The following is a 25,351-nucleotide window of genomic DNA, read 5'->3' as shown; positions in this document are numbered from 1 at the left end:
GCCCTCCCCCGCGCCGTGCCGCGCCCGCACCTGCCCACCGGGACCCTCGGCCTCGGCGCCCTGCTGGTCCTCGCCTACGGGATCCTTCCGCTCACCGGCACGAGCTACCTGTTCGAGGCGCTGCTGACGCCGTTCCTGGCCCTGGCGCTGGCCGGCCTCGGGCTCAACCTGCTCACCGGCTATGCCGGGCTGCTCTCCCTGGGCTCGGCCGCCTTCATGGCGGTCGGGGCCTACGCGGCCTTCAACCTGTCGCTGCGCCTGCCCGGCCTGCCGCTCCCGGCGTCGCTCCTGCTCGCCGGCCTCGTGGCGGCGCTCGCCGGGCTGGTGGCGGGGCTGCCGGCCCTGCGCCTGCGGGGCTTCTACCTCGCGGTCTCGACGCTCGCCGTGCAGTTCTTCGTAGCCTGGGCGCTGAACCGGATCGGCTGGATCTCCGACGACAGCCCATCGGGCATCGTCACCGCCCCCCGGCTGGCGGTGGCAGGCCTGTCCTTCGACGACCCGCGCGGCCGCTACCTGGTCACGCTCACGGTGGTCACGCTGCTGACCTTCGTCGCGTGGAGGCTCGTGACCTCGCCCACGGGCCGGAACCTCGTGGCGATCCGCGACAACGAGACTGCCGCCCGCCTCGTCGGCGTGCGGGTCGCCCGGACCAAGCTCCTGGCCTTCGCGGCCTCGTCCTTCGTGATCGGGATCGCCGGGGCGCTCTGGGCCTTCGCGTATCTGCGCACCGTCGAGCCGGCGGGGTTCAACCTCGACCGCTCCTTCCAGATCCTGTTCATCGTGATCATCGGCGGCCTCGGCACCCTGCGCGGCGCCTTCCTGGGCGCGGGCTTCATCGTGGTGCTGCCCCTGCTCCTGTCTCGCCTCGGCGCGGCGCTGCTCGGCGACGGGTTCGATTCCGGCACCCTGGAGATGGTCCAGCGCGTCGTGCTCGGCGCCCTGATCGTCGCCGTGCTGATCCGCGAGCCCGCCGGCCTCGCCGCCCTCCTCGACCGGGCGGGCCGCCGCCTCGGCCGCCGCGCGGCCTGATCCCCTCCCCGCCCGACCAACCCCAGGACGACCATGCCCCTGACGCCTCGTCTCCGCGCCGCGCTCCTCGCCGGCACCGTCGCGCTCGCCGGCGCGGCCCCCCGGGCCGCTTGGGCCGACGAGCAGTATTTCCCGCTCCAGAGCTACCGGGTCGGCCCCTACGCGGCCGGCGGGACCGGCTTCTTCGGCGGCTTCATCGACTATCTCAACCTGATCAACGCCCGCGACGGCGGGGTGAACGGCGTCAAGCTCACCTGGAGCGAGGGCGAGACCCAGTACGAGGTCGAGCGCGGCGTCGAGGTCTACGAGCGGCTGAAGTCCCGGCCCGGCATCGCCGCCTGGAACCCGCTCTCGGTGGGCATCGCCTACGCGATGATCGACCGCATCACCGCCGACAAGGTGCCGCTGATCACGATCAACCACGGCCGGACCGATTCAACCGACGGGCGCGTCTTCCCCTACGTGTTCCCGCTGCTGCTCAACCCCTACAGCGAGACGAGCGGCATCATCCAGTATCTCGGCACCCGCGCGGGCGGCCTCGACAAGCTGAAGGGCAAGACCGTCGCGGTGCTCTACCACGGCTCGCCCTACGGCAAGGAGACGATCCCGATCTACGCGCGGCTCGCCGAGCGGTACGGCTTCACCGTCGCGCAGATCGAGGTGCCCCATCCCGGCAACGAGCAGCAGTCGCAGTGGCTCACGATCCGGCGCCTGAGGCCCGACTTCGTGGTGCTGCGCGGCTGGGGCGTGATGAACCCGGTGGCCCTGAAGACCGCCCAGAAGACCGGCTTCCCGGCCGACCGCATCGTCGGCAATGTCTGGTCGAACTCGGAGGAGGACGTGATCCCGGCGGGCGACGCCGCCAAGGGCTACGTCGCCATCACGACCCAGGCCTCGGGCACCGCCTACCCGGTGATCCAGGAGGTCGTCGGCAGGGTCTACGCGGCCGGCAACGGCAACCTCGCCGACCGGAAGCGGATCGGCAGCGTCTACCACAATCTCGGGGTGCTGAACGGCATCCTCAACGTCGAGGCGGTGCGGATCGCGCAAGCGCGGTTCGGCCAGCGGACGCTCACCGGCGACGAGGTGCGCTGGGGCTTCGAGCACCTGCGCCTCGACGAGGCCCGGGTGGCGGCGCTCGGCGCCAAGGGCCTGTTCCACTCGATCAACGTCACCTGCGCCAACCACGAGGGCGAGGGCCGCGTCACCTTCCAGCAATGGGACGGGGCGAAGTGGACCGTGGTGTCCGACTGGATCGCCCCCGACTGGGCGAGCCTGCGCCCGCTCATCGAGGCCTCCGCGACCGCCTACGCCAAGGAGCGCGGCATCACCCCGCGCGACTGCGCGGCGGAGGAGGCCGCGGACGCGGCCGGCAAGCAGGCCGCCGCGGCGGCCCGGTGAGTGCCGCGCCGCCCCTCCTGCAGGTCGAGGCCCTGGAGGTCGTCTACGGCGGGGCGGTGCACGCCCTGCACGGCGTCGACCTCGCGGTCCGGGCGGGGGAGATCGTCGCCCTGGTCGGCGCCAACGGCGCCGGCAAGACGACCCTGCTGCGGGCGGTGTCGAACCTGCTGCCGGCCCTGCGCGGCCGGGTCACGGCCGGGCGCCTCGCCTATGACGGGCGCGACGTGACGCGGACCCGGACCGACGTCCTCGTCCGCGCCGGGCTCGTGGGCGTGCTGGAGGGGCGCCACTGCTTCCGGAGCCTGAGCGTCCAGGAGAACCTCGTGGCGGGCGGCCTCGGGGGCGGTACGGGCCGCGGCGGCGTGCGCGCCGATCTGGACCGGGTTTACGGCCTGTTCCCGCGGCTCGCCGCGAAGCGGGGCGTCGCCGCCGGCCTGCTCTCGGGCGGCGAGCAGCAGATGGCGGCGATCGGCCGGGCGCTGATGGGGCGGCCCCGGCTGCTCGTCCTCGACGAGCCGTCCATGGGGCTCGCCCCCCGCGTGGTCGAGGAGATCTACCGGGTGCTCGCCGGCCTGAACCGCGCCGAGGGTCTGACCCTGCTGGTGGCCGAGCAGAACGTCCGCCTCGCCCTGCGCCACGCCCACCACGCCGTGGTGCTGGAGAACGGGCGCAGCGCGCTGGCCGGCACCGCCGCGTCCCTGCGGGCGCGGGACGACGTCCGGTCCCTGTATCTCGGGGGCGCCGACGATGCCGGGGCCGCCGCGCTGCCGGAGACGGGCCGCCGCGCATCGGGCTGACGGTGCCGGCCCGCGTCAGGCCTCGCGTCAGGAGTCCCGGTCGGCCCGGCGCAGGGTACCGTGGGCGTCGACCAGCCACAGGGCGTTCACCGCGTCGTCCTCGATCGTCAGCGAGCGGCTGTTGGCGAGGCGCACCGCCTCCTTCGCGTCCGCGGCCGTGAGCACCTCGTCGACGCGCGGTGCGCCGATCTCGCCATCCTCGCCACGGACCGCCCCGCGCAGGCGATAATCCGGCATCCGTCGAACCCCCGTCTCCCCGCGGCCGGCGCCCGTCCGGGGCGTGCCGCGGGTGCGAAGATAGGCGCCGGCGCGGCGTGTCGAGGGTCGGCGGGCCGCTACGGCCCGTCGCGGCTCGCCAGGATCCGCTGCGGCTCCGCGAGGAACAGGGCCCGCAGCGCGGCGGCCGATTCGCGGGCCGGAAGGTCGAGGGCGCGCCGCGTCGCGGCGATCCGGGCGGCGCAGTCGCCCGAGGGGGCCGCCGCTGCGGCCATCGACCGCGCGGTGCCCGGGTCCGCGGCGGGCGCGGCCGCCCCGTCCGGCCGCGCGGCCCGTGTCCGGGCGAGGAGCGGGGCGAGCCCGTGCGACGCGGGCCGCTCGGCCCGCAGCCGCGCGTCGAGCGCCACGAGGTCGCCGGCCGCGAGGAGGCCGCAGGCCGCCGCGTCCCCCGCGCCGGCCCGCTCCAGCGTCGCCAGGATCCGCTGGCCCAGGGCGCGGACGACGGCGTCGTCGGCCGCCCGGAAGCGCCGCTGCAGGTAGCCGGCGGCCATCCGCCTCAGCCCCGCGGCGGCCTCCGCCTCCGGCTGGCCGGAGGCGGAGCCGTCCCGGTACCACCGGGCGATCGGGTCGAGCCCCGCCGCCTCGGCCTGGCGCAGGATCGGCAGGTTCCGCAGGATCGCGGCCCGCGCCCCGGCCGCGCTCGGATCCGCGTCCAGGGTGGAATCGGGGAAGCGGTCCGGTCCGACGACCTCGGTGACGATGCCGGCCGCGCGCAGCTCCCCGTCCGTCGGGATCCAGATCCCGGCCGGGGGCACCGCCAGCGCCCGCGTCACGAAGGCCGCCGGCAGGCCGGCGGCCCGGTAGGCCGCCCGCTCCGGCGCGGAATCCACCGGGCGCATCCGGCCCCGCGCCCCGATCTCGTAGGGGGCGTGGAAGCCGAGCCGCCCGCCGGCCGCGAGGTAGCGCGTCCGGCCGCGGACGAAGATCAGCGTGCAGGCCGAGGCGCAGGCGTCGGGGACGTAGGTGGCGAGGCCGCGGGCCGCCACGAGCGCCCCGATCGCCGCCCCCTCCTCCACGAGGCCGCCGTCGCTCGTGAGATGGATCCGGGCGATCCGCGGGTGCGCGGCGAGGATGGCCCGGACCCGCGCGGCGACCCCGGCCGCGAGATCGCCCGCGAGCCTCAGGTCCCGTCCGCCCGGCCCGACCGTGAGCCGGGCCGGGACGTCCGGCACGCCGGCCGCGCCGCGGCCCTTCGGCGGGTGTCCGGCCGCGGCCGGGCCGGCGGCACCGAGCGCCAGGGCGAGCGCCAGGGCGAGCGCGCAGGCGGCCGTCCCCGTCCGGCGCCTCCACCCGCGGGGGAAGACCGACATGGCAGGTTTCCATCGTTCGTGGTCGGAGAGGCCGGCGCGGCCGGCAGCGACGCGCCTACTGGAGGTAGGCGACGAACATCTCGGACACGGCCCGGGACGCGTAGGCTTCCGGGCTCTCGCCCCAGCGGATCGGGAAGGCCTCGGCCACCGGGCGGCCGGCGAGGATCTGCGCGACCTCGTCGGGCATCAGGCCGTCGTCGAGGGCGCTCGCGAGGGCGGCGCGTTCGTGGGAGGGATGGGAGCGGACGCTCCGGGACAGGGCCCGGCCGAGGGCGGCGGCCGGTTCGGGGCTCAGGTCGGGACGGGTGTTCCGGGTCGTGTCATAGGTCAGCATCGGTGGTCGCCTCGCGTGTCTGATGTCGTGCGCTCTCCTCCTCTTGGACGCGGCAACACGGCAGACACGGCGCAGTCATCCGGGCGAACCGTTCCTTGTTGGTGATCACGGCAAACCTCCGTCGGGCTCCGCATCGACTGTATGTCGACACCGTCAATGTAGACGCCGGGCCCGAGAATGTGCTGCCAAATTGGCGAGGACTTGCAGCGCAGGTTGTTCGTCGAAGCCGCGAGCCGGAGCAGAAGCACGGGGTCGGCGGAAATAAGCCGGGATCGCGGCCGCGATCGATCGCCGGTGCCGGTCGGCGACGGCCGGCTCCTGGGACTTGCCAAAACCGGCGCGATGCCTGAATATCATTCTGTAACAACGACTTAGCGAAACAATGCTCCGGCAGCGCGCTCGTGCGGTCGAAACCTTCTCCGCCGGACCGGGGCATCCGGAAGAGACTTCTCGCCGGCGCCGCCGGCGGCGGAATCGGGCCGCCACCGCGACCGATTCGAGGGAGACGACACCATGGCCCCGGGGACGATGATGCGGGGCGACGCCCCGGCCAATGTGGGCGTGACGGTCCAGAGACACGACGCCCTGGAGCGCGGCCGGCCCGGCCCGTTCCGCCCCCTGCCGTGATCGGCGACGACCGATGCATCACGCTGCCCTGCCCGCCGCGGGTGCCACGATGGCCGTGGTCCAGCCGCCCCTGCGCATCACGAGCCGCAGCACCGCGGAGGCCGAAGTCTGGGCCGCCCTGCGCGCCGAGGCCGAGGCGGCCCTGATCGAGGAGCCCCTCTATGCGGGGATCATCCAGGCGACGATTCTCGACCAGCGCTCGCTGGCCCAGGCCCTCGCCTACCGCCTCGCGCACCGGCTCGGGGACGGCGACCTCGCACGCCTGTCGATGCGCGACCTGTGCCTCTCGGCCTTCGAGGCCGACCCGCAGGCCGGCGCCCACGCGGTGCGCGACCTCGTGGCGATCCGCGAGCGCGACCCGACCTGCCGCCGCTACCTCGACCCGTTCCTGTTCTACAAGGGACTCGCCGCGCTCGAGGCGTACCGGGTCGGCCACTGGCTCTGGCACCGGGGCCGGGCGACCCTGGCGCTGCACGTCCAGAGCCGGATCTCCGAGGTGTTCGGCTGCGACATCCACCCGGCGGCCCGGATCGGCTCGGGGGTGTTCATCGACCACGCCACCGGCGTGGTGATCGGCGAGACCACGGTGATCGCCGACGACGTCTCGATCCTCCAGTCGGTGACGCTCGGGGGCAACGGAAAGGAGAGCGGCGACCGGCATCCCAAGATCGAGCGCGGGGTGCTGCTCAGCGTCGGCGCCAAGGTGCTGGGCAACATCCGCGTCGGGGCGGGCGCCAAGGTCGCGGCTGCCGCGGTGGTGCTGCAGGACGTGCCGCCCCACACGACCGTGGCGGGCGTGCCGGCCCGGGTCGTCTCGCGCCTGCCCGTCGACGAGGAGCCGGCGCTCAGCATGGACCAGTCCTTCGGCTACGGAGACGGCATCTAAGACGCGCGAAAGATTTTTCCTGACAACAAAGTCGTCCGGGCGCCGCCGCCGGGCGCGACTCTGTAGAATTAAGTTCTCTGACCTGCCTGTCTGAGGACGGTCGTGTCCTGTTCGTCGTGCATACCACGGGATCCATTTCTACGAATCGACGAAAAATGGGGACATCATTCCGTTGACCCTTGGGCGAATCAGACTTTATCCAGACATTACCGGAACAACGATGAAGTCGGCCCGGCCAATCGTTCGACGATGGCTGTCGGACTGCTAGAGAATACATGATTTGATTGATGGTGCGGCCGCTCGGGTCGCGATCGTCGTCGCGTTCTGATCGGAACGACTTGCGTCCGCCCCGCACAGGCTGTGGGGCGCACCGCCGCCGCGCGGATCGGCGCGGCGCGCCTGAAATCCTGGATGGAGTGAGGACGAACGATGAGCGGACCGGGTCTGAGCGTGAGCGCCACGGCGGCACGCAATCTTGCGACGGCGACCGTCACCTCGGTCCAGAACGCGGCCAACACGCCGCGCTGGCTGCTCCGGCTCCTGCCCTTCGTGGACGTGGCGGGCGGGGTCTACCGCGTCAACCGCCGCGCCGTCGTGCTGGCCCGCCCCGGCCGGATCGATCTCGTCGCCGAGGACAAGGGGGACGGCAAGGTGATCCGTCCCGCCTCCCTGCGGGCCGTGCCGCTGTTCAGCCGGCTGGGCGATGCCGAGCTGGCGGCGCTGGCGGCCAAGTTCACCGAGAGCCGGCACAAGGCCGGAACGGTGATCCACGAGGAGGGCTCCGCCGGCCGCAGCCTCACGGTGGTGGCCGACGGCACCGTCGAGCTGACCCTGTCGGGCCCCTACAAGGGTCGCCTGCGCCAGGGGCTCGCCACGAAGGGCGACTATTTCGGCGATGCGGGCCTCGCCGGTGAGCGCGCGCCCGCCCCGGCCGTGAAGGCCCTGTCGGCCGTGACCCTCCTGACCCTCGACGCCGCCGCGGTGGAGAGCGAGGAGATCCGCGCCAAGATCGCGCAGTACCGCGAGGAGCGCGACCGCCTCAAAGGTCACACCAACTCCTACGGCGAGCAGGGGATCGAGCTCCTGGCGGTCCATACCGGCGAGCCGCGCCTGCCGACGACCTTCGTGGACTACGAGGTCGATCCGCGCGAGTACCACCTCTCGACCATCCAGACGATCCTCAACACCCATACCCGCGTCACCGATCTCTACTCCAACGAGATCGACCAGCTCCGCGAGCAGATCCGCCTCACGGTCGACGCCGTGAAGGAGCGCGAGGAGTGGGAGCTCCTGAACAACGCGCAGTTCGGCCTTCTCGGCGAGGTCGGCCCGCGCCAGCGCATTCCCACCCGCGGCGGCCCGCCCACCCCGGACGACCTCGACGAGTTGCTGACGCTGGTCTGGAAGAAGCCCGCCTTCTTCGTGGCCCATCCCCGCGCCATCGCGGCCTTCGGCCGGGAGGCGACCCGCCGCGGCGTGCCGCCGGTCGTCGTCCACCTGTTCGGCGCGCCGTTCATCACGTGGCGCGGCGTGCCGCTGGTGCCGAGCGACAAGCTGCCGATCGACCTCGACCCGGTGACCGGGGCCGAGACCACCTCGATCCTGCTGCTGCGCGTCGGCGAGGGCGAGCAGGGCGTGGTCGGCCTGCAGAAGTCGGGCGTGACCGGCGAGATCGAGCCCGGCCTGTCGGTGCGCTACATGGGCACCAACGACCACTCGATCGCCTCGCACCTCGTGACCCGCTACTTCTCGGCCGCCGTGCTGGTCGAGGACGCGATCGCCCGCCTCGATAACGTGCTGCTGGGCAACTACCATGACTACGCCTGAGGCTGTCGCCCTCGGGCTGCCCGGGGCGAGCCCGGGCGAGCTGGCCCACGCGGATCTCGTCGGACGCCTCGCCCGGGAGATCTACGGGCAGGGTCAGGCCGCGAGCCGGCCCTTCGCGCCGGCGCTCCCCGCCGGCCCCCAGGTCCCGCAGGCCCTCGAGAGCCTGCCCCAGGGCTTGGGCGGCGCGCCGCTGCCGAGTGCGCCCCTGGGCGTCCCTTCCGCCCCAGCGGGCGGCCAGCCCGCCGACCTGCCGCCCGACGCCTCCGCGCTGGCGGCGCGCTCCTTCGGGGCGCCGCCGGTCGGCCTGCCGGGCCTCTCCGGCCCGACCGTGCCGAACCTCGCACCCGCGAGCCCGGCCCTCGCCGATGTCGGGGCGATCCCGCCGGTCCACCCGGCGAGCCCGCGCCCCGTGCTGCCCGATTTCTCCTTCGCCAGCGCCCCGGCGCTGGCGGCCGCCCTGCCCGGCGGTCCGGAGCTGCACCGGCAGATCGCCGCGGACCATCCCCGCGCCCACGCCTTCGCCCAAGCGCTCGTCCCGCACCGTGTGCCGGCCGACCCGTCGAAGGCCGGCGGTGACGCGGCGCAGGAGCGCTTCGCGCGGACCGGCCCTCTGTCCCGGGCCCCCGAGGCGCCGGCCTCCGACTACTACTTCCTGAACCTCGGACCCGGCCCGGCCCGCAGGGCGTCGGCGAGCCCACGGGTGGAGCCGGCCCGCGATCCCGGCCCGGCGCCGCGCCTGGTCGCGCAGGGCTCGAGCCCGGTGGCGGCGCCCTTCGACGTGGAGCATGTCCGCCGGGATTTCCCGGCCCTGCACCAGAGCGTCAACGGCCACCCGCTGGTCTGGCTCGACAACGCCGCGACGACCCACAAGCCGCAGGCCGTGATCGACGCGACCGCGGACTTCTACGCCCGGCACAACTCGAACATCCACCGGGCCGCCCACACCCTGGCGGCGCGCGCCACTGACCTGTTCGAGGGCGGCCGCGCGGCGGTGCGCCGCTTCCTCAACGCGCCCACGAAGGACGACATCGTCTTCCTGCGCGGCACCACGGAGGCGATCAACCTCGTGGCGAACTCCTACGGCCGGGCCCAGATCGGCCCGGGCGACGAGATCATCGTCTCGACCATCGAGCACCACGCCAACATCGTGCCCTGGCAGCTGCTGGCGCAGCAGACCGGGGCGACGCTCCGGGTGATCCCGGTCAACGATCGGGGCGAGATCATCTTCGAGCAGTACGCGGCGTTGCTCTCCGGCCGGACCAAGATCGTCTCGGTGACGCAGGTGGCCAACGCGCTCGGCACCGTGAACCCGGTGCGGGAGATCATCCAGCTCGCCCACGCCTACGGGGTGCCGGTGCTGGTCGACGCGGCGCAATCCGCGCCGCACATGCCGCTGGACGTGCAGTCCCTCGACGCGGACTTCCTGGTCTTCTCCGGCCACAAGGTGTTCGGGCCGACGGGCATCGGCGTGCTCTACGGCAAGACCCACCTGCTGGAGGCGATGCCGCCCTGGCAGGGCGGCGGCCACATGATCGAGGACGTCACCTTCGCGAAGACCGTCTACAAGGGCGCGCCCGAGAAGTTCGAGGCCGGCACGCCCGACATCGCCGGGGCGGTCGGTCTCGGGGCGGCGCTCGACTACCTCGCGGGTATCGGCATGCCGGCGATCGCCGCCTACGAGCACGACCTCCTCGCGTACGCCCAGGGCGGGCTCGCCGACGTGAAGGGCCTGCGCCTGATCGGCACGGCCCGTGAGAAGGCGAGCGTGATGTCCTTCGTGATCGAGGGGCAGACGAACGCGGCGGTGGCCCACCACCTCGACGGTCACGGCATCGCGGTGCGCTCGGGCCACCACTGCGCCCTGCCGGCCCTGCGCAGGTTCGGGGTCGACCAGTCGGTGCGGGCCTCGCTCGCCTTCTACAACACCCGCGCGGAGGTCGACGCCTTCCTGCGGGCGCTGCACACCCTGCCGCGACCGTGACCGGCGCGTCGCCGGCCGGCGGGCGCGGGGGCGTCGTGTCCGTGCCGAACCCTGCCCTGCGGGCGTGAGGATCCGCGCGACCCGTCGCCGACGTCCGGCGCGGCGCGCGGATCCTCACGCCGCCGGCCGGAGATGCCGCGTCCGCACCGTGCCGTCGATGGCCCGCAGCGCGCGGAGCACCGCGTCCGCCTCGCCCGGCGGCACGGACGCGTCCACCACGACGTAGCCGAACTCGCCGTCCGTCTGCAGGTACTGCGCGTCGATGTTGAGCGACCGGCCCGAGAAGATCGCGTTGATCTGCCCGAGCACGCCGGGCACGTTCCGGTGCACGTGGAGGAACCGCGCGCCCGACAGGCGCGGCGGCAGCTGGACCTGCGGGAAGTTCACGGCGCCGAGCGTCGAGCCGGTCTGGACGTAGTCGACCAGCTTGCGGGCCACCTCCGCGCCGATGCGGTCCTGGGCCTCCTCGGTCGAGCCGCCGACATGGGGGGTGAGGATCACGTTCGGCAGCCCCTGCAGAGGCGAGACGAAGCGCTCGGCGTTGGAGGTCGGCTCCACCGGGAAGACGTCGATCGCGGCCCCGGCGAGGTGACCGTCGCGCAGCGCCGCCGCCAGGGCGTCCAGGTCCACGACCGTGCCGCGGCTGTTGTTGATCAGGTAGGCGCCCGGCTTCATCGCGCGGATCCGCTCCGCGCCCATCAGCCCGTGGGTCAGCGGCGTCTCCGGGACGTGCAGGCTGACCACGTCGCTCACGGCGAGCAGGGCCTCGAAGCTCTCGGCCGGCTCGGTGTTCCCGTGGCGCAGCTTGTCGGTGAGGTCGTAGAAGATCACGCGCATGCCCATCGCCTCGGCGAGGTTCGAGAGCTGCGCGCCGATATTGCCGTAACCGACGATGCCGAGCGTCTTGCCGCGCACCTCGAAGGCGCCGGTGGCCGACTTGTCCCAGCCGCCTTCATGGGCCGCGACCGAGCGCGGCACGATGCGCCGGAGCAGCATCACGATCTCGCCGATCGTCAGTTCGGCGACGCTGCGCGTGTTCGAGAACGGCGCGTTGAACACCGGCAGGCCGCGGGCGCGCGCCGTCTCGAGGTCGACCTGGTTGGTCCCGACGCTGAAGCAGCCGATGGCGGCGAGGTCGGGCAGGGCGTCGAGAAGCGCGGCGGTGACCTGCGTGCGCGAGCGGATGCCGAGGACGGTGACGTCGGCCAGTTCGCCGGCGTCCCCGGGGCTGACCGCGCGCGACAGCTGCCGGATGGCGCCGATCCCGGCCTGGGTGAAGATCCTGGACGCTGTCGGCGCTATGCTTTCGGTCAGAACGACGCGCTCGGTCGACACGGTCTGTCCTCCCTCCACGGACGGGATGCGATCCGCGACCTTGGCGCCGGCGCGGCGCGGCGGCAAGGGCGGCGCGGGCAGGAAGGGGTTGCGGGCGCGGGGCGCCCTCCCCCGCCCCGCGGCGGACGGCCCGGCCCCGTCGTCTCGACGCGGCGCGCGGGGCCTGCCAGTGTCCGCCTCCCGGCGGCCGAGGCCGCGGAGCGACAGGTGCGTCATGACCGGATCGACAGCCCGGGCCGTCATCGTCCAGCCCGGCGGCGGCTTCGACAAGGTGGCCTTCGGCGAGCGGCCCGTGCCGGAGCCCGAGCCCGGCGCGATCACCGTCCGCCTGCGGGCGAGCTCCCTCAACTACCACGACTACGCGGTGGTCAACGGGATGTGGGGCCCGAGCGAGCCGCGCATCCCGATGTCCGACGGAGCCGGAGAGGTCGAGGCCGTGGGGCCGGGCGTGACCGAGTTCGCCGTGGGCGACCGAGTGGTCAGCACGTTCTTCCCGACCTGGCTGGAGGGCGCGCCGCGCGTCGAGGGCTTCGCCACCGTGCCGGGCGACGGGGTCGACGGCTACGCCCGCGGGGGCGTCACCGCGCCCGCCACCGCCTTCACCCGCGCCCCGCGGGGCTGGGACCACGCCGAGGCGGCGACGCTCACCACCGCCGCGCTCACCGCGTGGCGGGCGCTGCACGCCGATGCCGGCCTGAAGAGCGGCGACGTGGTGCTGGTGCAGGGCACCGGCGGCGTGTCGCTGTTCGGCCTGCAATTCGCCAAGGCGGCGGGGGCCACGGTGATCGCCACTTCCTCCAGCGACGACAAGCTGGAGCGCCTGCGCGGTCTCGGCGCCGACCACGTCATCAACTACCGCACCGACCCGGCCTGGGGCGAGACCGCCCGGCGCCTGACCGACGGGCGCGGTGTCGACCACGTCCTCGACGTCGGCGGCCCGGCGACGCTGGAGCAGTCCATGGCCGCCGCGCGGGTCGCCGGCCACGTCTCGGTGATCGGCATCCTCTCGGGGATCGCGGGCGAGCTGCCGCTGGTGCCGGCGCTCCTGAAGCAGATCCGGCTGCAGGGCGTGCTGGTCGGCAGCCGGCGCCACCAGATCGAGATGATCCGCGGCATCGACGCCTGCGGGCTGCGGCCGGTCATCGACCGCCGCTTCCCCCTCGACGACCTCGTCGCGGCGTTCCGCCACCAGGAGAGCAACCGCCACTTCGGCAAGATCTGCGTCGAGATCTGAGCGGTCCGGCCGGGCCCGAGGCGATGTAGTGGGCGACGCGGCGGGCGTTCAGCGGAAGGCGATCCCGAGGCCACCGGGTATCATCAGGGCCCGGGGCGTCTCGGCCTGGCTCGGCGGCGGCGGCACGTGCGCGCAGCCGTTCTCGCAGAACGTGCGGAGTGTGCGCCGGTCGAGGCCGATGTCGCTCAGCATCTCGTCGTCGAGGGCCGAGAGAATGCGAAGATTTCGCGCCGCGATACGGCTCTTCCGGGCAGATTTCAGGAACGAGAGGATCATGATCCAGCCTCCGTTGCGCCGAAAGATCCGTGGTTTATCCACGATCGGCCGGATCAGCCTCGCTTCAATGCAAAGTATGCGCATCCTCCGTTCGGATTAAGGGTGGCGCGCGGCGCGAATATTTTTGCCGGAGCGCGCTAGGCGTCCGCGATCGGCTGCGGGCAGAGCAGGAGCAGGCGCACCAGCTCGGCTTGGCGGCGCGTCCCCGTCTTCTCGAACAAGTGGCGCAGGTGCACGCGCGCCGTGTTCCGGGTGATCCGGCGGCGCGTCGCGCTCGCCGCGAGGTCGTTCCCGGCCAGGATGTCGACGGCCAGGGCCGCCTCCGCGGGCGTGAAGCCGAACTGGTCCTGGAGAATGCCGGGATCCGGCAGGCGCGGGGTCCCGGGGTCGGTGAGACGCAGGAGAACCGCGCCCTCGCCGATCGGGCCGAGCGTCCCGGGAATCGCCGAGGCGGCGACCAGGAGCGTCCCGCCCGCGCCCTCCAATCGCACCGAGCCGCCGCGATGGCCCGCGGCGCAGCGGGCGATGACCCGGCGCAGCCCCGCGCTGTCCTCGGGCGTCGCGCCGCGCAGGCCGCCGTGCTCCAGGCACAGGAGGCCGCGCGCGACGAAGGCCTGCGCCGCGCGGTTCAGGAAATGGGCCCGCCCGTACCGGTCGGCCACCGCCAGCCCCTGCTCGAGATGCTCCGCCAGGAGATGGAGCGCCGCCTCCACGAGGGTCGGGTCCGGGAAGGCCGGGGTGCCGCCGGCCTGAACCCGCCGCTCCTGGGCGGAGCCGATCCCGGATATCGTTTCGGCTCTGCGGGTGTGCAGGTGGGATTGACTGATCACGCTGGGATCCTCGCCGGATCGTCATCACGATATCAGTAATAACCCGAAACTGGCGTCCCTTATTCCCGCCTTATCCCGGCGGGCCCCCGGTCCGGGACTGAAACAGGTCGGCGAAGGCGCGCAGGTCGCGCCGGTTGAGGTCCGAGACCGCCCAGTAGGTGAGGTCGCCGTGGCGCCAGCGCTCGAGCGTGGACCCGTCGCGCCGCTCCTCGCCGGCGCCGGGGCCGTCGGCGGCGGGGACCACCGTGACGCTGATGACGTGCCTGTCGCGGCGATAGACTAGGGTCGGCACGGGGGTTCCGCCGACGATGTCGACCCGGCCGCCGACCAGCGGGAAGCCCTTGTCGGACAGGTCGGGGGCCTCGGGCGCGAGGGGGGTCCGGCCGTTGAACCAGGGCTTCACCACGTGCCGGTCCGAGGAGGCGACGTCGAAGGGCTGGGGCGCCGCGAGGCCGCGGAGATGGCCGGCGAGCACGGCCGCGCCGGTATCCGGGGCGCCGTCGGGGCGGTCGAGATAGACGATCCCGCCGCCGAGCGCGGCCCCGCCGACGAGGCCGACGAGCAGCGTCGCGGCCAGCGCCTGCCGGGATCTGCGCCAGGATTCGAGCCAGGCCTCGACCCAGGTCCCGACCCAGGACCCGAGCCGGGTCCCGAGCGGGCCTCCGAGGCGGCCGCGCGACGGAGGCGGGTCGGTGAAGCCGATCTGCTCGATCACGCGCGCCCGCAGGGATTCCGGGGCGGGCGGCCCCGCGAGGGGCCCGCGCAGGGTGGCCGAGAGGTCGCGGAGGCGTTCCGCCAGGGCCCGCGCGTCGGGATCCGCCGCGAGACGGCGCTCCATGGCCAGGACTTCGCCGGGCGACAGTTCGCCGTCCGCGTAGGCGCTGAGGAGCAGGAGGGTCTCGTCGTCGGTCATCGCCCGTCCTTCGCGAGCCGTGCAAGCAGGTGCTGCCGCGCGCGGCCGAGGCGCGACATCACGGTCCCGATCGGGACCCCCGTCACCGTGGCGATCTCCCGGTAGCTGAGGCCGTGGTACTCGCGCAGGACCAGCGCCTCGCGGAAGGCCACCGGCAGGGCCTCGACCGCCCGGGCGAGCTGCCCCGCGTCGTCGCGGGCGATGAGGGTCGCCTCGGGCGTCTCCGGGACCTCGGTCAGGGCGCCCCCGATCTCCAGCTCGGCGCGGGCCTCGGGGGCGAGGTCGTCGGCGAAGACCACCGCCCGCGGCCGGTGCCGCTGCAGCCAGGAATAGCCGGTGTTGCGGACGATGGTCAGGAACCACGCTCGGGCATTGCCCTCGGCGAACCCCTCGATCGCCCGGTAGGCGCGCAGACACGCCTCCTGCATCACGTCCTCGGCGTCGGTGGCGTTGCCGGTGAGCCAGTGCGCGAGCCGGTAGCCCTCGTCCAGGCGCGGGAGAACGAGCTGACTGAAGCGCGCGCGCGCCAGGGTCGTCATGTCGGCGGCCGGGCCGGGCCCGCCCCCTCGAGAGCCTGCGAAGCCATGGGGTCCCTGCCCTCGCGCTCCTGCCTGCAGCCTTGTGCCACACAATCGGGAACCGGGCGGCGGCGGGCTTTATTCCCGCGTCCGGGCACGCGAATGTTCGGGGCGCTACTCGGGGCGCTACTCGGGGCGCTACTCGGGAAGCCTCTCGGGCCGGTGGCGCGTCGCGACCGGCCGCCCCGGAGGCGCCCGGCGGTCCGGCGCCGCGGCCTCGCTCCCGCGGTCCTGCCCGGACGGCGATCGCCGGTCGGGTGCCGGTTCCGGGCAGCCGTCCGGACCGAGGCGCTTGCGGGCGACGCGCTCGGCCGCCGCCCGTTCCGCCGCCGAGGGGTTCGCGCCGCCGCTCTTATCCTGGGCCATGGCCATGTCCAACCGGAGCGGGACCGTCCGCGGTCCCGGTCGTGGCATCCCCGGCGCTGCCGGCCCGCATCACCGTCAACGGGAAAGGGGCAGGCCCCGCCTCCTCGGAGACGGGACCTGCCCCTGGATCAACCCGCGGGTCGGGCCACGGTTCGGCGCCGGACCCGCGCGTCGGGACGCGTGCCTGCGCGACCTTAGCGGCAGACGCGCCGCGGTCCCCACGGGGTCGGACGGAAGAAGCAGCGCGGGCCGTAGAAGCGCGGCCGCCGGTACATCGGCCGGCAGCGCCCGTACGGGCCGGGCGCCCAGCCGGGGCCGCAGCCGAACGCCACAGTGCTGACCGCGGCGGGGCCGGTGAGCGTATCGGCGCCGGCGGGCGCCAGGGGCGCCGCGCCGGCGGAGGCCAGGCCGAGGCCGCCGACGACAGCCGCGGCGGCCGCGATCATCTTCACGTGCATCATCATCAGACCTTCTGTTCGGTTCCGCGCCGGTTCGGCCCGGCGCAAGACCCGGTCAGAATGGTCATCGGGCCTGAATGTCGGCTGACCTCCGCCATCATCGTCTAGAAACAAACAGTCCGGCCGGCGCCCGCGCGGGGGCGGGCGCCGCGGCGGGGCTCTAGCGGTGGTCGACGCGGCCCAGCAGCGAGGCCGCGGCCGCGGTGGCCCCCGCCAGCAGGATCCCGGTCAGGACCGGGTTGATCGAGGCCCGGGTGTAGGCGCTGCGCATGACGTGGTGGGGCGAGCCGCCCCGCACGGCCCCGTCGCGGCCGGCCGCGTGGAGGGCGCCGTCCCGCCGCTTGCCGGCCGCGCCCGCCGTCTGGCTCCGCGACATCACCTGGGCGCCCATCCAGTCGGTCGCCGCGGGGACCCGCTTGCGCAGCGCGCTCATCAGCTTGCCGCCGCCGCCGACGTAGAGGTCGCGGGGCCCGTGCTCCGCGGCGTACAGGATCGCGTCGGCGACGTCAGCGGGGTCGTAGACCGGCGGCGGCAGCTTGGGCGCCTGCGCCATGTAGTTCCGGGCATGCTCCGGGAACGGCGTGTCGATCGAGGCCGGCTTGATGAGCGTCACCGAGACCGGGGCGCCCTCCTCTTGGAGCTCCATCCGGAGCGCGTCCGTGAAGCCTTTGATCGCGTGCTTGGAGGCGGAGTACATGCCCTGGATCGGCAAGGCGAGGTCGGAGGCGACGGAGCCCAGGTTGATCAGCGCGCCGCCGGTCCGCTTCAGGTGCTGCAGCGCCACCGTCGAGCCGTAGACGATCCCCCAGAAATTGACGTCGAACAGCCGGCGATGGTCTTCGTCCGAAACCTCCTCGAGGCGGCCGAAGATCGAGAGACCGGCATTGTTGACCCAGGTGTCGAAGCCGCCGTAGGCGCGCACGGTCTCTGCGGCCAGCGCCTCGACATCCTCGCGGCGGGACACGTCGGTCACGACGGCCCGGGCCTCGCCGCCGCGCTCCTGGATGTCGCGGACGATGTCGTCGAGGGCGGCGCCGTTCCGGGCCGCCAGCACGACGCGGGCGCCGCGGCGGGCGGCCGCCCGGGCCGTGGCGAGGCCGATCCCGCTGGAGGCGCCGGTGATGACGATCACCTGCTCGCGCAGGGGCTTGTGCCGGATCTGCATGCTGCGTCTTCCTCTCTCGCGTGCTGTCTCGATGGCGGCGCTCAGCCCCGGCCTCCGCCCGGCCGGTCGCGCTCCGCGCCGAGACTGGTCCCGCCCTGGCGCGCCTCCTCCTTCTCGGTGCCGGCCCGCTCCATCGGGCCGTCCTGCGGCCTGACCGTGCCGGTTGCGGTGTCGCGGGGGCTGTCGGCCAGGCCCGCGCGCTCCGGCTCGCCGTGCGGCATCCGCTCGGCCTGGGTGTCGTCCGGCGTGTCCGCCATGCTGCATCCCTCGCGATGGGCCTGATCCCCTGAGGGCCAACCCGTCAGGCGGCCGGCGTATCCGGCGCCCCCGGCCGCGGGGCGGCGGACGCTGTGCGCGAATCGAGGTGCGGGAGGGTGCGGGCCGGGCGAACGCGCCGCAGGAACACGGCCGCGGGGCCCGTGTTGTCTGCCAAATCTTTTTCACGAGGCGCCGATGTCAGGAACCGCCAAGAAGACCGACCCGAAACTGTGGGACAAGGTCAAGACGCAGGTCACGAAGTCCGAGAAGGGCGGGAAGCCCGGCCAGTGGTCGGCGCGCAAGGCGCAGATTGCGACCGCCGAATACAAGAAGGAGGGCGGCGGCTACGCCGGCAAGAAGTCGGCCGACAACCATCTCCAGCAATGGACCGACGAGGAGTGGGGCACGAAGTCTGGCAAAGAGAGCGGCAAGACCGGCGAGCGCTACCTGCCCAAGAAGGCCCGCGAGAGCCTGACCGACACGGAATACGCCGCCAGCACGGCCAAGAAGCGCGCCGATACCCGGAAGGGCAAGCAGTTCTCGAAGCAGCCGAAGGCCGCCGCCGAGAAGGCCGCCGCGGCGCGCGAGGACGGCAAGTCCACCAAGGCGTCCGGAAAAGGCAAGACGTCCGGCAAGACGACCGGCAAGTCTGCCGCCAAGGCGTCCGGCAAGGCGTCCGGCAAGGTGGAAACGACCAAGGCCGCGCTGATGCGCAAGGCCCGGGCGCAGAACGTGCCCGGCCGGTCGCGGATGTCGAAGGCGCAGCTGGAGCACGCGGTCCACGCCTGAGGCGCGCCGCGGCGGGCCCTCGCCCCCGACGCAAGACGTCCCGGGAATGGCTCCCGGGACGCTCCTCGGCTCAAGCGGCCAGTTTGATCGGGCTGGGGTGCTCAGGTCGAGAAGGGATGCGGCCTGTCCAGAGGCCCGCGCGCCGTCCCGGTGAGCGGGACGCAGCCCCCCGCGGCGCGGGGGGCGCGGTCGCGCGTGGTTCTTAGTACGAGCCGAACTTGTAGTTCAGGCCGGCGCGGATGACGGCAAACTCGTCGTCGCGGCGGCCGATGTTGTTGTACACCACCGGGAAGTTGTTGGCGGCGTTGATGACGAACGCACCCTGGTTGCGGGTGTTGCGGTCGAGGTTGACGTACAGGCCTTCGACCTTGAGCGTCACGGCGTTCGAACGGAAGAAGTTCAGGAACGAGTCGGTGGGCAGGGCGTACTCGATGCCGCCGCCGACCGCGTAGCCGGTGCGGAAGCTGTCGTTGCCGGCGAAGCCGCCGAAGGAGCGGTCGGCGCTGCCCGAGCCGTAGGCGAAGCCGCCGGTGCCGTACACGAGGACGCGGTCGAAGGCGTAGCCGATGCGGCCGCGGACGGTGCCGAAGAAGTCGAGGCTGGAGAGGCCGCGCGGGTCGGTGACGTAGTAGCCGGGGGCCAGCGGACCGACGAGGAAGGCGTTGTTCCGGCTGCGGCCGAAGTCGAGGTACTGGGCGTCGGCCTCGACACCGACGACGATGCCGGAGCCCGGGGTGAACTGGAAGTTGTAGCCAACCTGGCCACCGCCGGTGAAGCCTTCCTGGTTGCGCTGGCTGAAGAAGGCGGTTGTGCCGTTGCCGTAGGGGGCGGGCACGCCGAAGCTGTTGGTGTTGTTGCTGCTGGCGTCGAAGGCGTAGCCGGCGTTGATACCGAAGTAGGCGCCGGTCCAGGTGAAGACCGGGACGGGGGTGAACACCGGCGGCGGGGCGGCGCGGCGAAGCTTCTTGATCATCTGGTCCTCTGTCTCCCGTTGGGCGGGATGTGTGCGGGGCGGACAGAACGCCAGGACGTGCCGGGGCGATAGTGCATCGCTGCAACAGCTCGGAATCGGGTCTTTGACCCCGAAACAGCCGGGTGCGCTGGAGCACATCGCGAAATCGACTGGTCTAGCCCGAGAAGAACTTCGGTATCCGAATGTTTCCAGAAACAAAATGCCCCGTCGCGCTCGAGCGGACGGGGCTTCAGTTTGTCGGTGAACGTTCCCAGGACCAACCAGGAAGCTTCGAGGTTTAATAAATCCTACCGGTCGGCGGCCCGCAAGCCCGATCGCGATCCCGCGAGCGGTTAACATTAATTTACGGGTGGTGCCCGCGCATCCCCGGGCGCGCGGGTGCGGGCGGCGCCGCAGATCTCGCGCGATCCCGTCCCGTATTGCGGGGCTTTCGGACGCCATCGCGCCTCTGTGCGGGCACCACTCGCGCGTCCGGCCACGGATCTGCACAGATGAAACCGGCCGCCCGACTGGCCCGAGTCTTGATCGCGCATCCCCGGGTCTTGGCGCGCCGCCGGGGCCGGATCGATCTCCTCGGCACCGGCAGATCTCGCGGGGGATCGGCGGCGGCGCGGCGCCGGTCTCCCGACCTGTGGAGAAGGCGCCGCCACGCCGGGGCGGCGCGGCGGCCGCGGCTTTTCCGGCGCGCCGCAGGCCCTATCTGCCGGCCTCGTCGTCGGTGGAGATTTCAGGAGACGCGCATGCACCCCGTCGCGCTGCCTTCGATGCCGGCCCTCCGGGCCCGGACCCGGATCGGGGATGCCGGCCCCGCGCCGGCCGGGAGGCCTCAATGACCGACACGCCGGCCCCGTATCTCGCGGTGGCGTTCCTCTCGGCGCTGTGCCTGCTCGTGGCCGGGCTGCAGGCGGAGGGCCTCCTGTGGTGATCCGCCCGGTCCGGAGCAACGCCGCCGTCCGTCCCGGCGACCGGCGGAGGCGGGGCGCGGCGCGTCCGCCCGCGTAGCCCGCCGATGTTCGGCTTCTCCCTCAGCGCGACCGAGCCCGACAGCATCGCCCACATCATCCAGGTGGCGCTCGCGCCCGCCTTCCTGCTGTCGGCGCTGGCGACGCTGCTCAACGTGTTCTCGACCCGCCTCGGCCGGATCTCCGACAAGGTCGACAGCCTCTCGGCGGAGGCCGCCCGGGCGACGGAAGCCGAGGCCGGCCGCCTCGCCCGCCGGCTGACCTTCCTGCGGCGGCGCTCCTTCGTGCTGGACGTGGCGGTGGTCCTGGCCTCGCTGGCGGGCGGCCTGATCGGTCTTGCCGTGCTCACGCTGTTCGTCGGCGCGCTGCGCGACGCGGCGACCGCGTCCGTCCTGTTCGCCTGCTTCGGAGCGGCGCTGGTCTGCACCGTGGCGGCGATCGCGGCGTTCATGACCGAGATCCTCATGGCCGGCCGCGGCGTCCGCGACGCGGTCGACCGGCAGCAGGATCAGGTTTCGACGCCGCGGTGAGGCCCGTCCCGGATCGCCCGGACGCGCTCCGCGACCGGGAGCGGCCTCCCGATCTTCCGGAGATCGCGGGGCGAGCCCGTGCCGCGCGCTGCGGCCGCGCCCGCCGTGCGGGCTGGGCGATCCGGCGCGAACGGGCGGCGATTTCGGTTGCGGCGTGCGCGAGCCGGGCCTTAGTCTCGCCGTGGCCCGACTCCGCCGCCGGCGACGCCCGAGTGTTCTGTCATGAGCATCGCGATCCTGATTGCCTTCGTTGCCGGCGCGCTCTGCCTCGGGATCCTGTCCGCGGTCATCCCGTTCGGGCGGCGCGAGGCCGAGGAGCTGGATGAGGCGCTTCCGTACGAGGACGAGTTCTTCGACGTGGGCGGCCCTGTGATCGATCTGGAGCCGCGCCACCTCACCTGACGGCGCGTCGGTCCGAAGCCTACCGGCCTGCCGATCCCCCGGTGCCGGGCGTCGCGGCGTCCTGCCGGGCCGACCAGACCACCCGCCCGGCGGAATCCCGCAGGGCCGCCGAGCCCGCGCGGCCGGCGCGTAGCTCCGCGAAGCGGGCCTTGGCGGCGGCGACCGCCGCCTCCACGAGGGGCCCGGGAATCTGCTCGTCGTGGATGATGATGCCGCCGGCGCTTTCCCGGTGGATCATGCACTGCAGCCGGTAGGGCGCCTGGGTCTCGGGCGTGGCCATGTGGCGATCTCCCGTCCGATCACGGGACCCGCGCGCCGCCGGAACGGGCGTGGCGCAAGGATCCCGGGCGCCGGCCTCTCTCGGTACGACGCGTCGAGCGCGATCCATACCAGATCGGTCCGGCCCACGGGCGATCCCGCGCGGTGCCTCTCGCGCTCGCCCCCAAAATCCCGCGTGGACGGGCATCGCCCGGCGGTCGGACGCCGCCCTGGCTCCGTCAGGCCGCCTCGCCCGCCGCGTCGTCGGCGTCCGGGATCGTCTCCGGATCGCCCACGAGGGCGTCGCGCCGGTCGGCCGTCGCGACGCGCTCGCGGTTTGGTCGGCCACCTCGCCGCGCTCAACCGCGCCTGCGGGTGTAGCGCTCGACCACGCGCTGCCGGTGCGACGGGAGCTCCGGCAGGCGGGAGGGGCCCGCCAGGGCACGGTCCCGGGCCGCGGGGGGCCTGGGCGCGGGCAGCAGCTCCGGCGGGAACCGGGGCGTCTCGACGACGACCGCCTCCAGCACGATGGGCCGCATCCGCGGCGCGGAACGCACCGGTCGGCCAGGCCGTGCCGCGAGGGTGCCGAACATGCCGAGGGCCCAGAGCCCGAGGCAGAACAGGCCGATCAGGATCCCGTCCCAGGACGGCTCGGTCCGGCACATCAGGATCCCGGTGCCGGTGAGGGCGGCCGCGGCCGCGAACAGGCGCGGTGTCGGATCGGCGGAACGCATGCACCACCGTCGGTGCGGAGCCCTAGGGACGCGTGAACGGGATCGCTTGAATTGTCGACACCGCCGGATTCTCCCCAGGCTATTCCCAGGTTCTCTCCATGTTCTCCTCAGGTTCTCCCGGTACGCACCGGCCCCGGCGGCCGGGACGGGCACCGCGGCCCGGCGGACGCGCCTCAGTCCGCCAGGCTGGACGGGGCCTGCCACGCGACGCCGGGATGCTCGCGGATGTCACCGGCCCGGGATCCGGTATCGGCGTCGCTCGTCCAGTCGCCGGGCTCGGCGACGTGGGCGATCTCGGCGTCCGGATAGGCGGCCGCCAGGAACAGGCGCGCCTCGCCCTCGGCCTCGGCCCGGACCGTCACGAGCGGCCGCTCGCCGCCCGCGTCGCGCACCTGCGCGATGAACAGCTTGGTCATGGTCTCCCTCCGGACTCGTCCGCCGGCGCGGCGGGATCAGGCCTGCAGTTCCTCGACGTGGAGGCCGCCGGCCCGCAGATGGTTCGGGATCCGCGTGCGGTCGCGGAAGCCGGCGGCGCGCGCCATCGCGTCGAGGGCGGCCATCGGATCGAGCGCCGCACCGCTCCAGAGAATCGCGCCCGTCGCCGCCTGCATGATCCGGAACACCTTCACGCCACGCTCCCGGTCTCGACCCTCGGACAAGCCGGGGGGACTCGCGGGTGTTCCCGACGAACCGTGGCGGGCGCGCTGCGGCCGATTCGCGCCGGCCCGGCCCCGGCGGGAACGGGCGCCGCCGGGATGCGGTTCTCCAACCGACGTCGGCACAAGCCGGCACGGTGACGACCCGCGTCGAGACCCCGCTCGGGATCCAAGGAGAGCCATGACCAGCCGCACCGTTCAGTCCGCCCTGCTCGCCCTCGCCCTCGTTGCCGGCAGCGCCGGGATGGCCGCCGCGCAGAGCACGCCCAACGGCAACACCTCGTCTCCCGGCGCCCCCGCGGGCGACAACAGCACCGGCAACGGCGCCACCGGCAGCGGCGCGGCCCCGAGCGGCCGGTAACCGCAGGTTAACCATAAGGGTCGAAGCCCTCGATCCTCACAACCGTGCAACTCACCGTCCCGCGGCCACCCGGCCTGCGGGACGTTCTGTTTCACGGCCCCTTGCCGGCCCCTTGCCGGCCTCTCGCCGACCGCGCCGGGACGGAGCACGGCGCGGAGTCCGGTGATTGGAACGGAGTGCCACTTTTCTGGGCAGACAGAATCGCCATATTGTCGGCGTGACCGGGCCGCGCTCGGTCAGGACTAACACGGGCGATGCGACCGAAACCGATCCTGCAGCTCAGGGGCGAGAGCCCGGGTCATCGTCAGGCCGACGACTGGCGCGACGCCGTCGCGCCGTTCTGGGATTTCACGATCCGCCGGGAGGACCTGCCCGATTTCCGCGGACAGTCCCGGGTCCGTCACCTCGGCACCGCGATCGTCTGCAGCGCCCGCGCCTCCGGGCTCCGGTTCGTGCGCGCGCGGGCCCTGACCGCCCGGATGGGCGTCGACCACATCGTCGCCCACATGCGCGTCTCCGGGCAGTCCCGGGTCACGATCGGCGGCCGGGAGCGGGACTGCGCCCCCGGCGACATCTGCCTGTTCGACCTGTCGCAGCCGCTCTCCGCCGCCTCCACGGACTACGAGGCCATCACGGTGGTGCTGCCGCGCCCGCTCTTCGGATCCCGGCAGAGCGGCCTCGACGCCCTGCACGGTTCGGTGATCCGGGGCGCGACCCCGTTCGGCCGGATGCTCAGCGACCACCTGCACTCCCTGAGCGCGCACGCGACCGGGTTCTCGGAGCCGGAGGCCGCGGCGGCGGCCGAGGCCACCGCCGCGCTGCTCGGCGCGGCGACCCTGGGCCTGCCGGAGGACGGAGGGGGCACGCAGCCGCCCGAGCGGGCGCCTCTGCTCGTCGCGATCCGGCGCTTCATCGAGGCCGAGCTGGCCTCCGCGGACCTGTCCGCCGAGACGATCGGGCGGCGGTTCGGCGTCTCGCGGAGCGCCCTCTACCGGCTGTTCGTCCCCCTCGGGGGGGTCTCCGGCTACGTCCGGCAGCGCCGGCTCGCCCGCGCCTACCGCGACCTCGCCACCGGCGACGGGCGCTTCGCCCGCATCTCCGAGGTGGCGTATCGCTGGCGCTTCGAGAGCCCCGCGCATTTCACCCAGGCCTTCCGCGCGGAGTTCGGCTGCGCCCCCCGGGACGTCCGCGACCGGGCCGCGGCCGAGCCCGCCCGGTCCCCGGCCGCGGAGCCGCCGGCCCAGGCCGAGACCTGGGCCGACTTCTACCAGTGGGTCCTCAAGCTGGCGGCCTGAGGGGGCCGGGGCCGGCACCCCGGACCTTGTGCCCCCGGCCTCGGATGGCTCATAAGGGCCGCGATGACCTTCGGGGTTCGGCATAGGCGCCCGGCCGGGGCGCGGGGCTGGTGGGCGCTCGCCGCCCGCGCGCTCGCGCTCGTCCTGGCGCTGACCGTCGCCGCTCCGGGCGTCGGCCTCGCGGCGGATCTCGCCTTCCACGCGGGCGGCCACCACGACCGGGGCCAGGGCCCGGCCCTCGACGCGCCGGCGGCGCCCGCGACCGTCGATCCCGGCCTCTCGGAGCACCTCCATTGCGGCTGCCATCAGGCGGCCCGCCTGGAGGCGACCGAGATCGCGCCCCCGGCCGCTCCGGGCCGGGTGCTGCCGGGCGCCCTCGCCCAGGGCCGCCCCTCCGTCAGTCCCGACCGCCTGCCGCGGCCTCCGCGCGCGTGAGCTGACGCCGCCCGCGGGCGGCGCTCCGCCCGGATGCCGAACCGGCTCCGGGTTCACCCCCACGCGACACCTGAA

General features: G+C 73.6%; 30 protein-coding genes. 13 read left to right on the top strand and 17 right to left on the bottom strand.

Annotation, left to right across the window (positions count from 1 at the left end; genetic code table 11):
- Window positions 1-15: 15 nt before the first annotated feature.
- From ASG32_RS22115 to ASG32_RS22105, 3 genes are read left to right on the top strand one after another with little or no spacing between them, the layout of a single operon-like run.
- Window positions 16-1,029 carry a branched-chain amino acid ABC transporter permease gene (locus tag ASG32_RS22115; protein WP_244492123.1) on the top strand — a complete coding sequence of 338 codons (1,014 nt, stop codon included), beginning with the start codon at window positions 16-18 and terminating at the stop codon, window positions 1,027-1,029.
- A gap of 33 nt (window positions 1,030-1,062) precedes the next feature.
- Window positions 1,063-2,430, top strand: a complete 1,368-nt coding sequence (locus tag ASG32_RS22110) for an ABC transporter substrate-binding protein (RefSeq protein WP_056530735.1) — start codon at window positions 1,063-1,065, stop codon at window positions 2,428-2,430.
- Window positions 2,427-3,227 carry an ABC transporter ATP-binding protein gene (locus ASG32_RS22105; RefSeq protein WP_056530732.1) on the top strand — a complete coding sequence of 267 codons (801 nt, stop codon included), beginning with the start codon at window positions 2,427-2,429 and terminating at the stop codon, window positions 3,225-3,227. Before ASG32_RS22110 ends, ASG32_RS22105 begins: the two co-directional genes overlap by 4 nt.
- 27 nt (window positions 3,228-3,254) lie before the next feature.
- On the opposite strand, the gene ASG32_RS22100 is transcribed toward ASG32_RS22105, so the two are convergent.
- The 3 genes from ASG32_RS22100 to ASG32_RS22090 all read right to left on the bottom strand — a co-directional run bounded on the left by ASG32_RS22100 (window position 3,255) and on the right by ASG32_RS22090 (window position 5,147).
- Window positions 3,255-3,464, bottom strand: coding sequence for a hypothetical protein (locus tag ASG32_RS22100; RefSeq protein ID WP_056530729.1), 210 nt, complete (start codon window positions 3,462-3,464; stop codon window positions 3,255-3,257).
- Between the two features lie 98 nt (window positions 3,465-3,562).
- Window positions 3,563-4,813: a hypothetical protein gene (locus ASG32_RS22095; protein WP_056530726.1), complete on the bottom strand. Its 1,251-nt coding sequence runs from the start codon at window positions 4,811-4,813 to the stop codon at window positions 3,563-3,565.
- A gap of 55 nt (window positions 4,814-4,868) precedes the next feature.
- Window positions 4,869-5,147, bottom strand: coding sequence for a hypothetical protein (locus ASG32_RS22090; RefSeq protein WP_020095131.1), 279 nt, complete (start codon window positions 5,145-5,147; stop codon window positions 4,869-4,871).
- 640 nt (window positions 5,148-5,787) lie between these two features.
- On the opposite strand from ASG32_RS22090, the gene cysE reads away from it, so the two are divergent.
- The 3 genes from cysE to ASG32_RS22075 all read left to right on the top strand — a co-directional run bounded on the left by cysE (window position 5,788) and on the right by ASG32_RS22075 (window position 10,468).
- A complete protein-coding gene (cysE, locus tag ASG32_RS22085) occupies window positions 5,788-6,660 on the top strand; it encodes a serine O-acetyltransferase (protein WP_020095129.1) in 873 nt (290 codons plus the stop codon).
- A gap of 429 nt (window positions 6,661-7,089) precedes the next feature.
- On the top strand, window positions 7,090-8,487 hold the full coding sequence (locus ASG32_RS35675) for a family 2B encapsulin nanocompartment shell protein (protein ID WP_026605239.1): 1,398 nt from the start codon (window positions 7,090-7,092) through the stop codon (window positions 8,485-8,487).
- Window positions 8,474-10,468 carry a family 2A encapsulin nanocompartment cargo protein cysteine desulfurase gene (locus ASG32_RS22075; RefSeq protein ID WP_056530724.1) on the top strand — a complete coding sequence of 665 codons (1,995 nt, stop codon included), beginning with the start codon at window positions 8,474-8,476 and terminating at the stop codon, window positions 10,466-10,468. Before ASG32_RS35675 ends, ASG32_RS22075 begins: the two co-directional genes overlap by 14 nt.
- A gap of 114 nt (window positions 10,469-10,582) precedes the next feature.
- Here the strand turns inward: ASG32_RS22075 and serA are convergent, their stop codons facing one another.
- A complete protein-coding gene (serA, locus tag ASG32_RS22070; RefSeq protein ID WP_082558002.1) occupies window positions 10,583-11,803 on the bottom strand; it encodes a phosphoglycerate dehydrogenase in 1,221 nt (406 codons plus the stop codon).
- Window positions 11,804-12,017: 214 nt separating this feature from the next.
- Between serA and ASG32_RS22065 the strand changes: the two genes are divergently transcribed.
- A complete protein-coding gene (locus ASG32_RS22065) occupies window positions 12,018-13,037 on the top strand; it encodes an NAD(P)-dependent alcohol dehydrogenase (protein WP_056530721.1) in 1,020 nt (339 codons plus the stop codon).
- A 48-nt stretch (window positions 13,038-13,085) separates the two neighbouring features.
- Here the strand turns inward: ASG32_RS22065 and ASG32_RS22060 are convergent, their stop codons facing one another.
- From ASG32_RS22060 to ASG32_RS22025, 8 genes are all read right to left on the bottom strand, one after another.
- A complete protein-coding gene (locus ASG32_RS22060; protein ID WP_020095124.1) occupies window positions 13,086-13,313 on the bottom strand; it encodes a DUF1127 domain-containing protein in 228 nt (75 codons plus the stop codon).
- 137 nt (window positions 13,314-13,450) lie between these two features.
- The gene (locus tag ASG32_RS22055) at window positions 13,451-14,143 is read right to left on the bottom strand and encodes a helix-turn-helix transcriptional regulator (protein WP_056530718.1); all 693 of its coding nucleotides are present in this window, start codon (window positions 14,141-14,143) and stop codon (window positions 13,451-13,453) included.
- A 70-nt stretch (window positions 14,144-14,213) separates the two neighbouring features.
- The gene (locus tag ASG32_RS22050; protein WP_056530715.1) at window positions 14,214-15,056 is read right to left on the bottom strand and encodes an anti-sigma factor; all 843 of its coding nucleotides are present in this window, start codon (window positions 15,054-15,056) and stop codon (window positions 14,214-14,216) included.
- The gene (locus ASG32_RS22045) at window positions 15,053-15,595 is read right to left on the bottom strand and encodes a sigma-70 family RNA polymerase sigma factor (RefSeq protein ID WP_020095120.1); all 543 of its coding nucleotides are present in this window, start codon (window positions 15,593-15,595) and stop codon (window positions 15,053-15,055) included. The genes ASG32_RS22050 and ASG32_RS22045 overlap by 4 nt, the downstream gene beginning before the upstream one ends.
- 177 nt (window positions 15,596-15,772) lie before the next feature.
- Window positions 15,773-16,000: a hypothetical protein gene (locus ASG32_RS22040; RefSeq protein WP_244492105.1), complete on the bottom strand. Its 228-nt coding sequence runs from the start codon at window positions 15,998-16,000 to the stop codon at window positions 15,773-15,775.
- A 194-nt stretch (window positions 16,001-16,194) separates the two neighbouring features.
- On the bottom strand, window positions 16,195-16,461 hold the full coding sequence (locus ASG32_RS22035) for a hypothetical protein (protein ID WP_042675167.1): 267 nt from the start codon (window positions 16,459-16,461) through the stop codon (window positions 16,195-16,197).
- Window positions 16,462-16,618: 157 nt separating this feature from the next.
- Window positions 16,619-17,623, bottom strand: coding sequence for an SDR family oxidoreductase (locus ASG32_RS22030; protein WP_056530708.1), 1,005 nt, complete (start codon window positions 17,621-17,623; stop codon window positions 16,619-16,621).
- 41 nt (window positions 17,624-17,664) lie between these two features.
- Window positions 17,665-17,880 (bottom strand): hypothetical protein, encoded by a 216-nt coding sequence (locus tag ASG32_RS22025; RefSeq protein ID WP_020095116.1) that lies wholly within the window; start codon window positions 17,878-17,880, stop codon window positions 17,665-17,667.
- Window positions 17,881-18,076: 196 nt separating this feature from the next.
- On the opposite strand from ASG32_RS22025, the gene ASG32_RS22020 reads away from it, so the two are divergent.
- Complete coding sequence (locus tag ASG32_RS22020) at window positions 18,077-18,670, top strand: hypothetical protein (protein WP_056530705.1); 594 nt, start codon at window positions 18,077-18,079, stop codon at window positions 18,668-18,670.
- Between the two features lie 202 nt (window positions 18,671-18,872).
- Here ASG32_RS22020 and ASG32_RS22015 read toward each other — a convergent pair whose 3' ends face one another.
- Window positions 18,873-19,643, bottom strand: coding sequence for an outer membrane beta-barrel protein (locus ASG32_RS22015; protein WP_056530702.1), 771 nt, complete (start codon window positions 19,641-19,643; stop codon window positions 18,873-18,875).
- A gap of 1,009 nt (window positions 19,644-20,652) precedes the next feature.
- Between ASG32_RS22015 and ASG32_RS22010 the strand changes: the two genes are divergently transcribed.
- Together ASG32_RS22010 and ASG32_RS22005 are read left to right on the top strand one after the other, a co-directional pair.
- Entirely contained in the window at window positions 20,653-21,135 is a 483-nt protein-coding gene (locus ASG32_RS22010) for a DUF2721 domain-containing protein (protein WP_020095112.1), read from the top strand.
- 222 nt (window positions 21,136-21,357) lie between these two features.
- Window positions 21,358-21,537 (top strand): hypothetical protein, encoded by a 180-nt coding sequence (locus tag ASG32_RS22005; RefSeq protein ID WP_020095111.1) that lies wholly within the window; start codon window positions 21,358-21,360, stop codon window positions 21,535-21,537.
- A 19-nt stretch (window positions 21,538-21,556) separates the two neighbouring features.
- On the opposite strand, the gene ASG32_RS22000 is transcribed toward ASG32_RS22005, so the two are convergent.
- The 4 genes from ASG32_RS22000 to ASG32_RS34570 all read right to left on the bottom strand — a co-directional run bounded on the left by ASG32_RS22000 (window position 21,557) and on the right by ASG32_RS34570 (window position 23,158).
- A complete protein-coding gene (locus ASG32_RS22000) occupies window positions 21,557-21,817 on the bottom strand; it encodes a hypothetical protein (protein ID WP_056530699.1) in 261 nt (86 codons plus the stop codon).
- 337 nt (window positions 21,818-22,154) lie between these two features.
- Window positions 22,155-22,529, bottom strand: a complete 375-nt coding sequence (locus ASG32_RS21995; protein WP_056530696.1) for a hypothetical protein — start codon at window positions 22,527-22,529, stop codon at window positions 22,155-22,157.
- A gap of 173 nt (window positions 22,530-22,702) precedes the next feature.
- A complete protein-coding gene (locus ASG32_RS21990) occupies window positions 22,703-22,945 on the bottom strand; it encodes a hypothetical protein (protein WP_056530693.1) in 243 nt (80 codons plus the stop codon).
- Window positions 22,946-22,981: 36 nt separating this feature from the next.
- A complete protein-coding gene (locus ASG32_RS34570; RefSeq protein WP_020095107.1) occupies window positions 22,982-23,158 on the bottom strand; it encodes a hypothetical protein in 177 nt (58 codons plus the stop codon).
- A gap of 208 nt (window positions 23,159-23,366) precedes the next feature.
- On the opposite strand from ASG32_RS34570, the gene ASG32_RS21985 reads away from it, so the two are divergent.
- From ASG32_RS21985 to ASG32_RS21975, 3 genes are all read left to right on the top strand, one after another.
- The gene (locus ASG32_RS21985) at window positions 23,367-23,546 is read left to right on the top strand and encodes a hypothetical protein (RefSeq protein WP_020095106.1); all 180 of its coding nucleotides are present in this window, start codon (window positions 23,367-23,369) and stop codon (window positions 23,544-23,546) included.
- Window positions 23,547-23,800: 254 nt separating this feature from the next.
- Complete coding sequence (locus tag ASG32_RS21980; protein WP_056530689.1) at window positions 23,801-24,841, top strand: AraC family transcriptional regulator; 1,041 nt, start codon at window positions 23,801-23,803, stop codon at window positions 24,839-24,841.
- Between the two features lie 63 nt (window positions 24,842-24,904).
- Window positions 24,905-25,276, top strand: a complete 372-nt coding sequence (locus ASG32_RS21975; protein WP_020095104.1) for a hypothetical protein — start codon at window positions 24,905-24,907, stop codon at window positions 25,274-25,276.
- Window positions 25,277-25,351 lie beyond the last annotated feature (75 nt).

This window comes from Methylobacterium sp. Leaf361 (assembly GCF_001424445.1).
In the GTDB taxonomy this organism is placed as follows: Bacteria; Pseudomonadota; Alphaproteobacteria; order Rhizobiales; family Beijerinckiaceae; genus Methylobacterium.
Note: the sequence above shows the minus strand (reverse complement) of the source record. Positions and strands in the feature narration are given on the sequence as shown.

Coding starts and splice junctions, on each gene's coding strand:
- ASG32_RS22110 (WP_056530735.1), top strand. CDS start 1,063: ATGCCCCTGACGCCTCGTCTCCGCGCCGCGCTCCTCGCCGGCACCGTC.
- ASG32_RS22100 (WP_056530729.1), bottom strand. CDS start 3,464: ATGCCGGATTATCGCCTGCGCGGGGCGGTCCGTGGCGAGGATGGCGAG.
- ASG32_RS22095 (WP_056530726.1), bottom strand. CDS start 4,813: ATGTCGGTCTTCCCCCGCGGGTGGAGGCGCCGGACGGGGACGGCCGCC.
- ASG32_RS22090 (WP_020095131.1), bottom strand. CDS start 5,147: ATGCTGACCTATGACACGACCCGGAACACCCGTCCCGACCTGAGCCCC.
- cysE (WP_020095129.1), top strand. CDS start 5,788: ATGCATCACGCTGCCCTGCCCGCCGCGGGTGCCACGATGGCCGTGGTC.
- ASG32_RS35675 (WP_026605239.1), top strand. CDS start 7,090: ATGAGCGGACCGGGTCTGAGCGTGAGCGCCACGGCGGCACGCAATCTT.
- ASG32_RS22075 (WP_056530724.1), top strand. CDS start 8,474: ATGACTACGCCTGAGGCTGTCGCCCTCGGGCTGCCCGGGGCGAGCCCG.
- ASG32_RS22065 (WP_056530721.1), top strand. CDS start 12,018: ATGACCGGATCGACAGCCCGGGCCGTCATCGTCCAGCCCGGCGGCGGC.
- ASG32_RS22060 (WP_020095124.1), bottom strand. CDS start 13,313: ATGATCCTCTCGTTCCTGAAATCTGCCCGGAAGAGCCGTATCGCGGCG.
- ASG32_RS22050 (WP_056530715.1), bottom strand. CDS start 15,056: ATGACCGACGACGAGACCCTCCTGCTCCTCAGCGCCTACGCGGACGGC.
- ASG32_RS22045 (WP_020095120.1), bottom strand. CDS start 15,595: ATGACGACCCTGGCGCGCGCGCGCTTCAGTCAGCTCGTTCTCCCGCGC.
- ASG32_RS22040 (WP_244492105.1), bottom strand. CDS start 16,000: ATGGCCCAGGATAAGAGCGGCGGCGCGAACCCCTCGGCGGCGGAACGG.
- ASG32_RS22035 (WP_042675167.1), bottom strand. CDS start 16,461: ATGATGCACGTGAAGATGATCGCGGCCGCCGCGGCTGTCGTCGGCGGC.
- ASG32_RS22030 (WP_056530708.1), bottom strand. CDS start 17,623: ATGCAGATCCGGCACAAGCCCCTGCGCGAGCAGGTGATCGTCATCACC.
- ASG32_RS22025 (WP_020095116.1), bottom strand. CDS start 17,880: ATGGCGGACACGCCGGACGACACCCAGGCCGAGCGGATGCCGCACGGC.
- ASG32_RS22020 (WP_056530705.1), top strand. CDS start 18,077: ATGTCAGGAACCGCCAAGAAGACCGACCCGAAACTGTGGGACAAGGTC.
- ASG32_RS22015 (WP_056530702.1), bottom strand. CDS start 19,643: ATGATCAAGAAGCTTCGCCGCGCCGCCCCGCCGCCGGTGTTCACCCCC.
- ASG32_RS22010 (WP_020095112.1), top strand. CDS start 20,653: ATGTTCGGCTTCTCCCTCAGCGCGACCGAGCCCGACAGCATCGCCCAC.
- ASG32_RS22005 (WP_020095111.1), top strand. CDS start 21,358: ATGAGCATCGCGATCCTGATTGCCTTCGTTGCCGGCGCGCTCTGCCTC.
- ASG32_RS22000 (WP_056530699.1), bottom strand. CDS start 21,817: ATGGCCACGCCCGAGACCCAGGCGCCCTACCGGCTGCAGTGCATGATC.
- ASG32_RS21995 (WP_056530696.1), bottom strand. CDS start 22,529: ATGCGTTCCGCCGATCCGACACCGCGCCTGTTCGCGGCCGCGGCCGCC.
- ASG32_RS21990 (WP_056530693.1), bottom strand. CDS start 22,945: ATGACCAAGCTGTTCATCGCGCAGGTGCGCGACGCGGGCGGCGAGCGG.
- ASG32_RS21985 (WP_020095106.1), top strand. CDS start 23,367: ATGACCAGCCGCACCGTTCAGTCCGCCCTGCTCGCCCTCGCCCTCGTT.
- ASG32_RS21980 (WP_056530689.1), top strand. CDS start 23,801: ATGCGACCGAAACCGATCCTGCAGCTCAGGGGCGAGAGCCCGGGTCAT.
- ASG32_RS21975 (WP_020095104.1), top strand. CDS start 24,905: ATGACCTTCGGGGTTCGGCATAGGCGCCCGGCCGGGGCGCGGGGCTGG.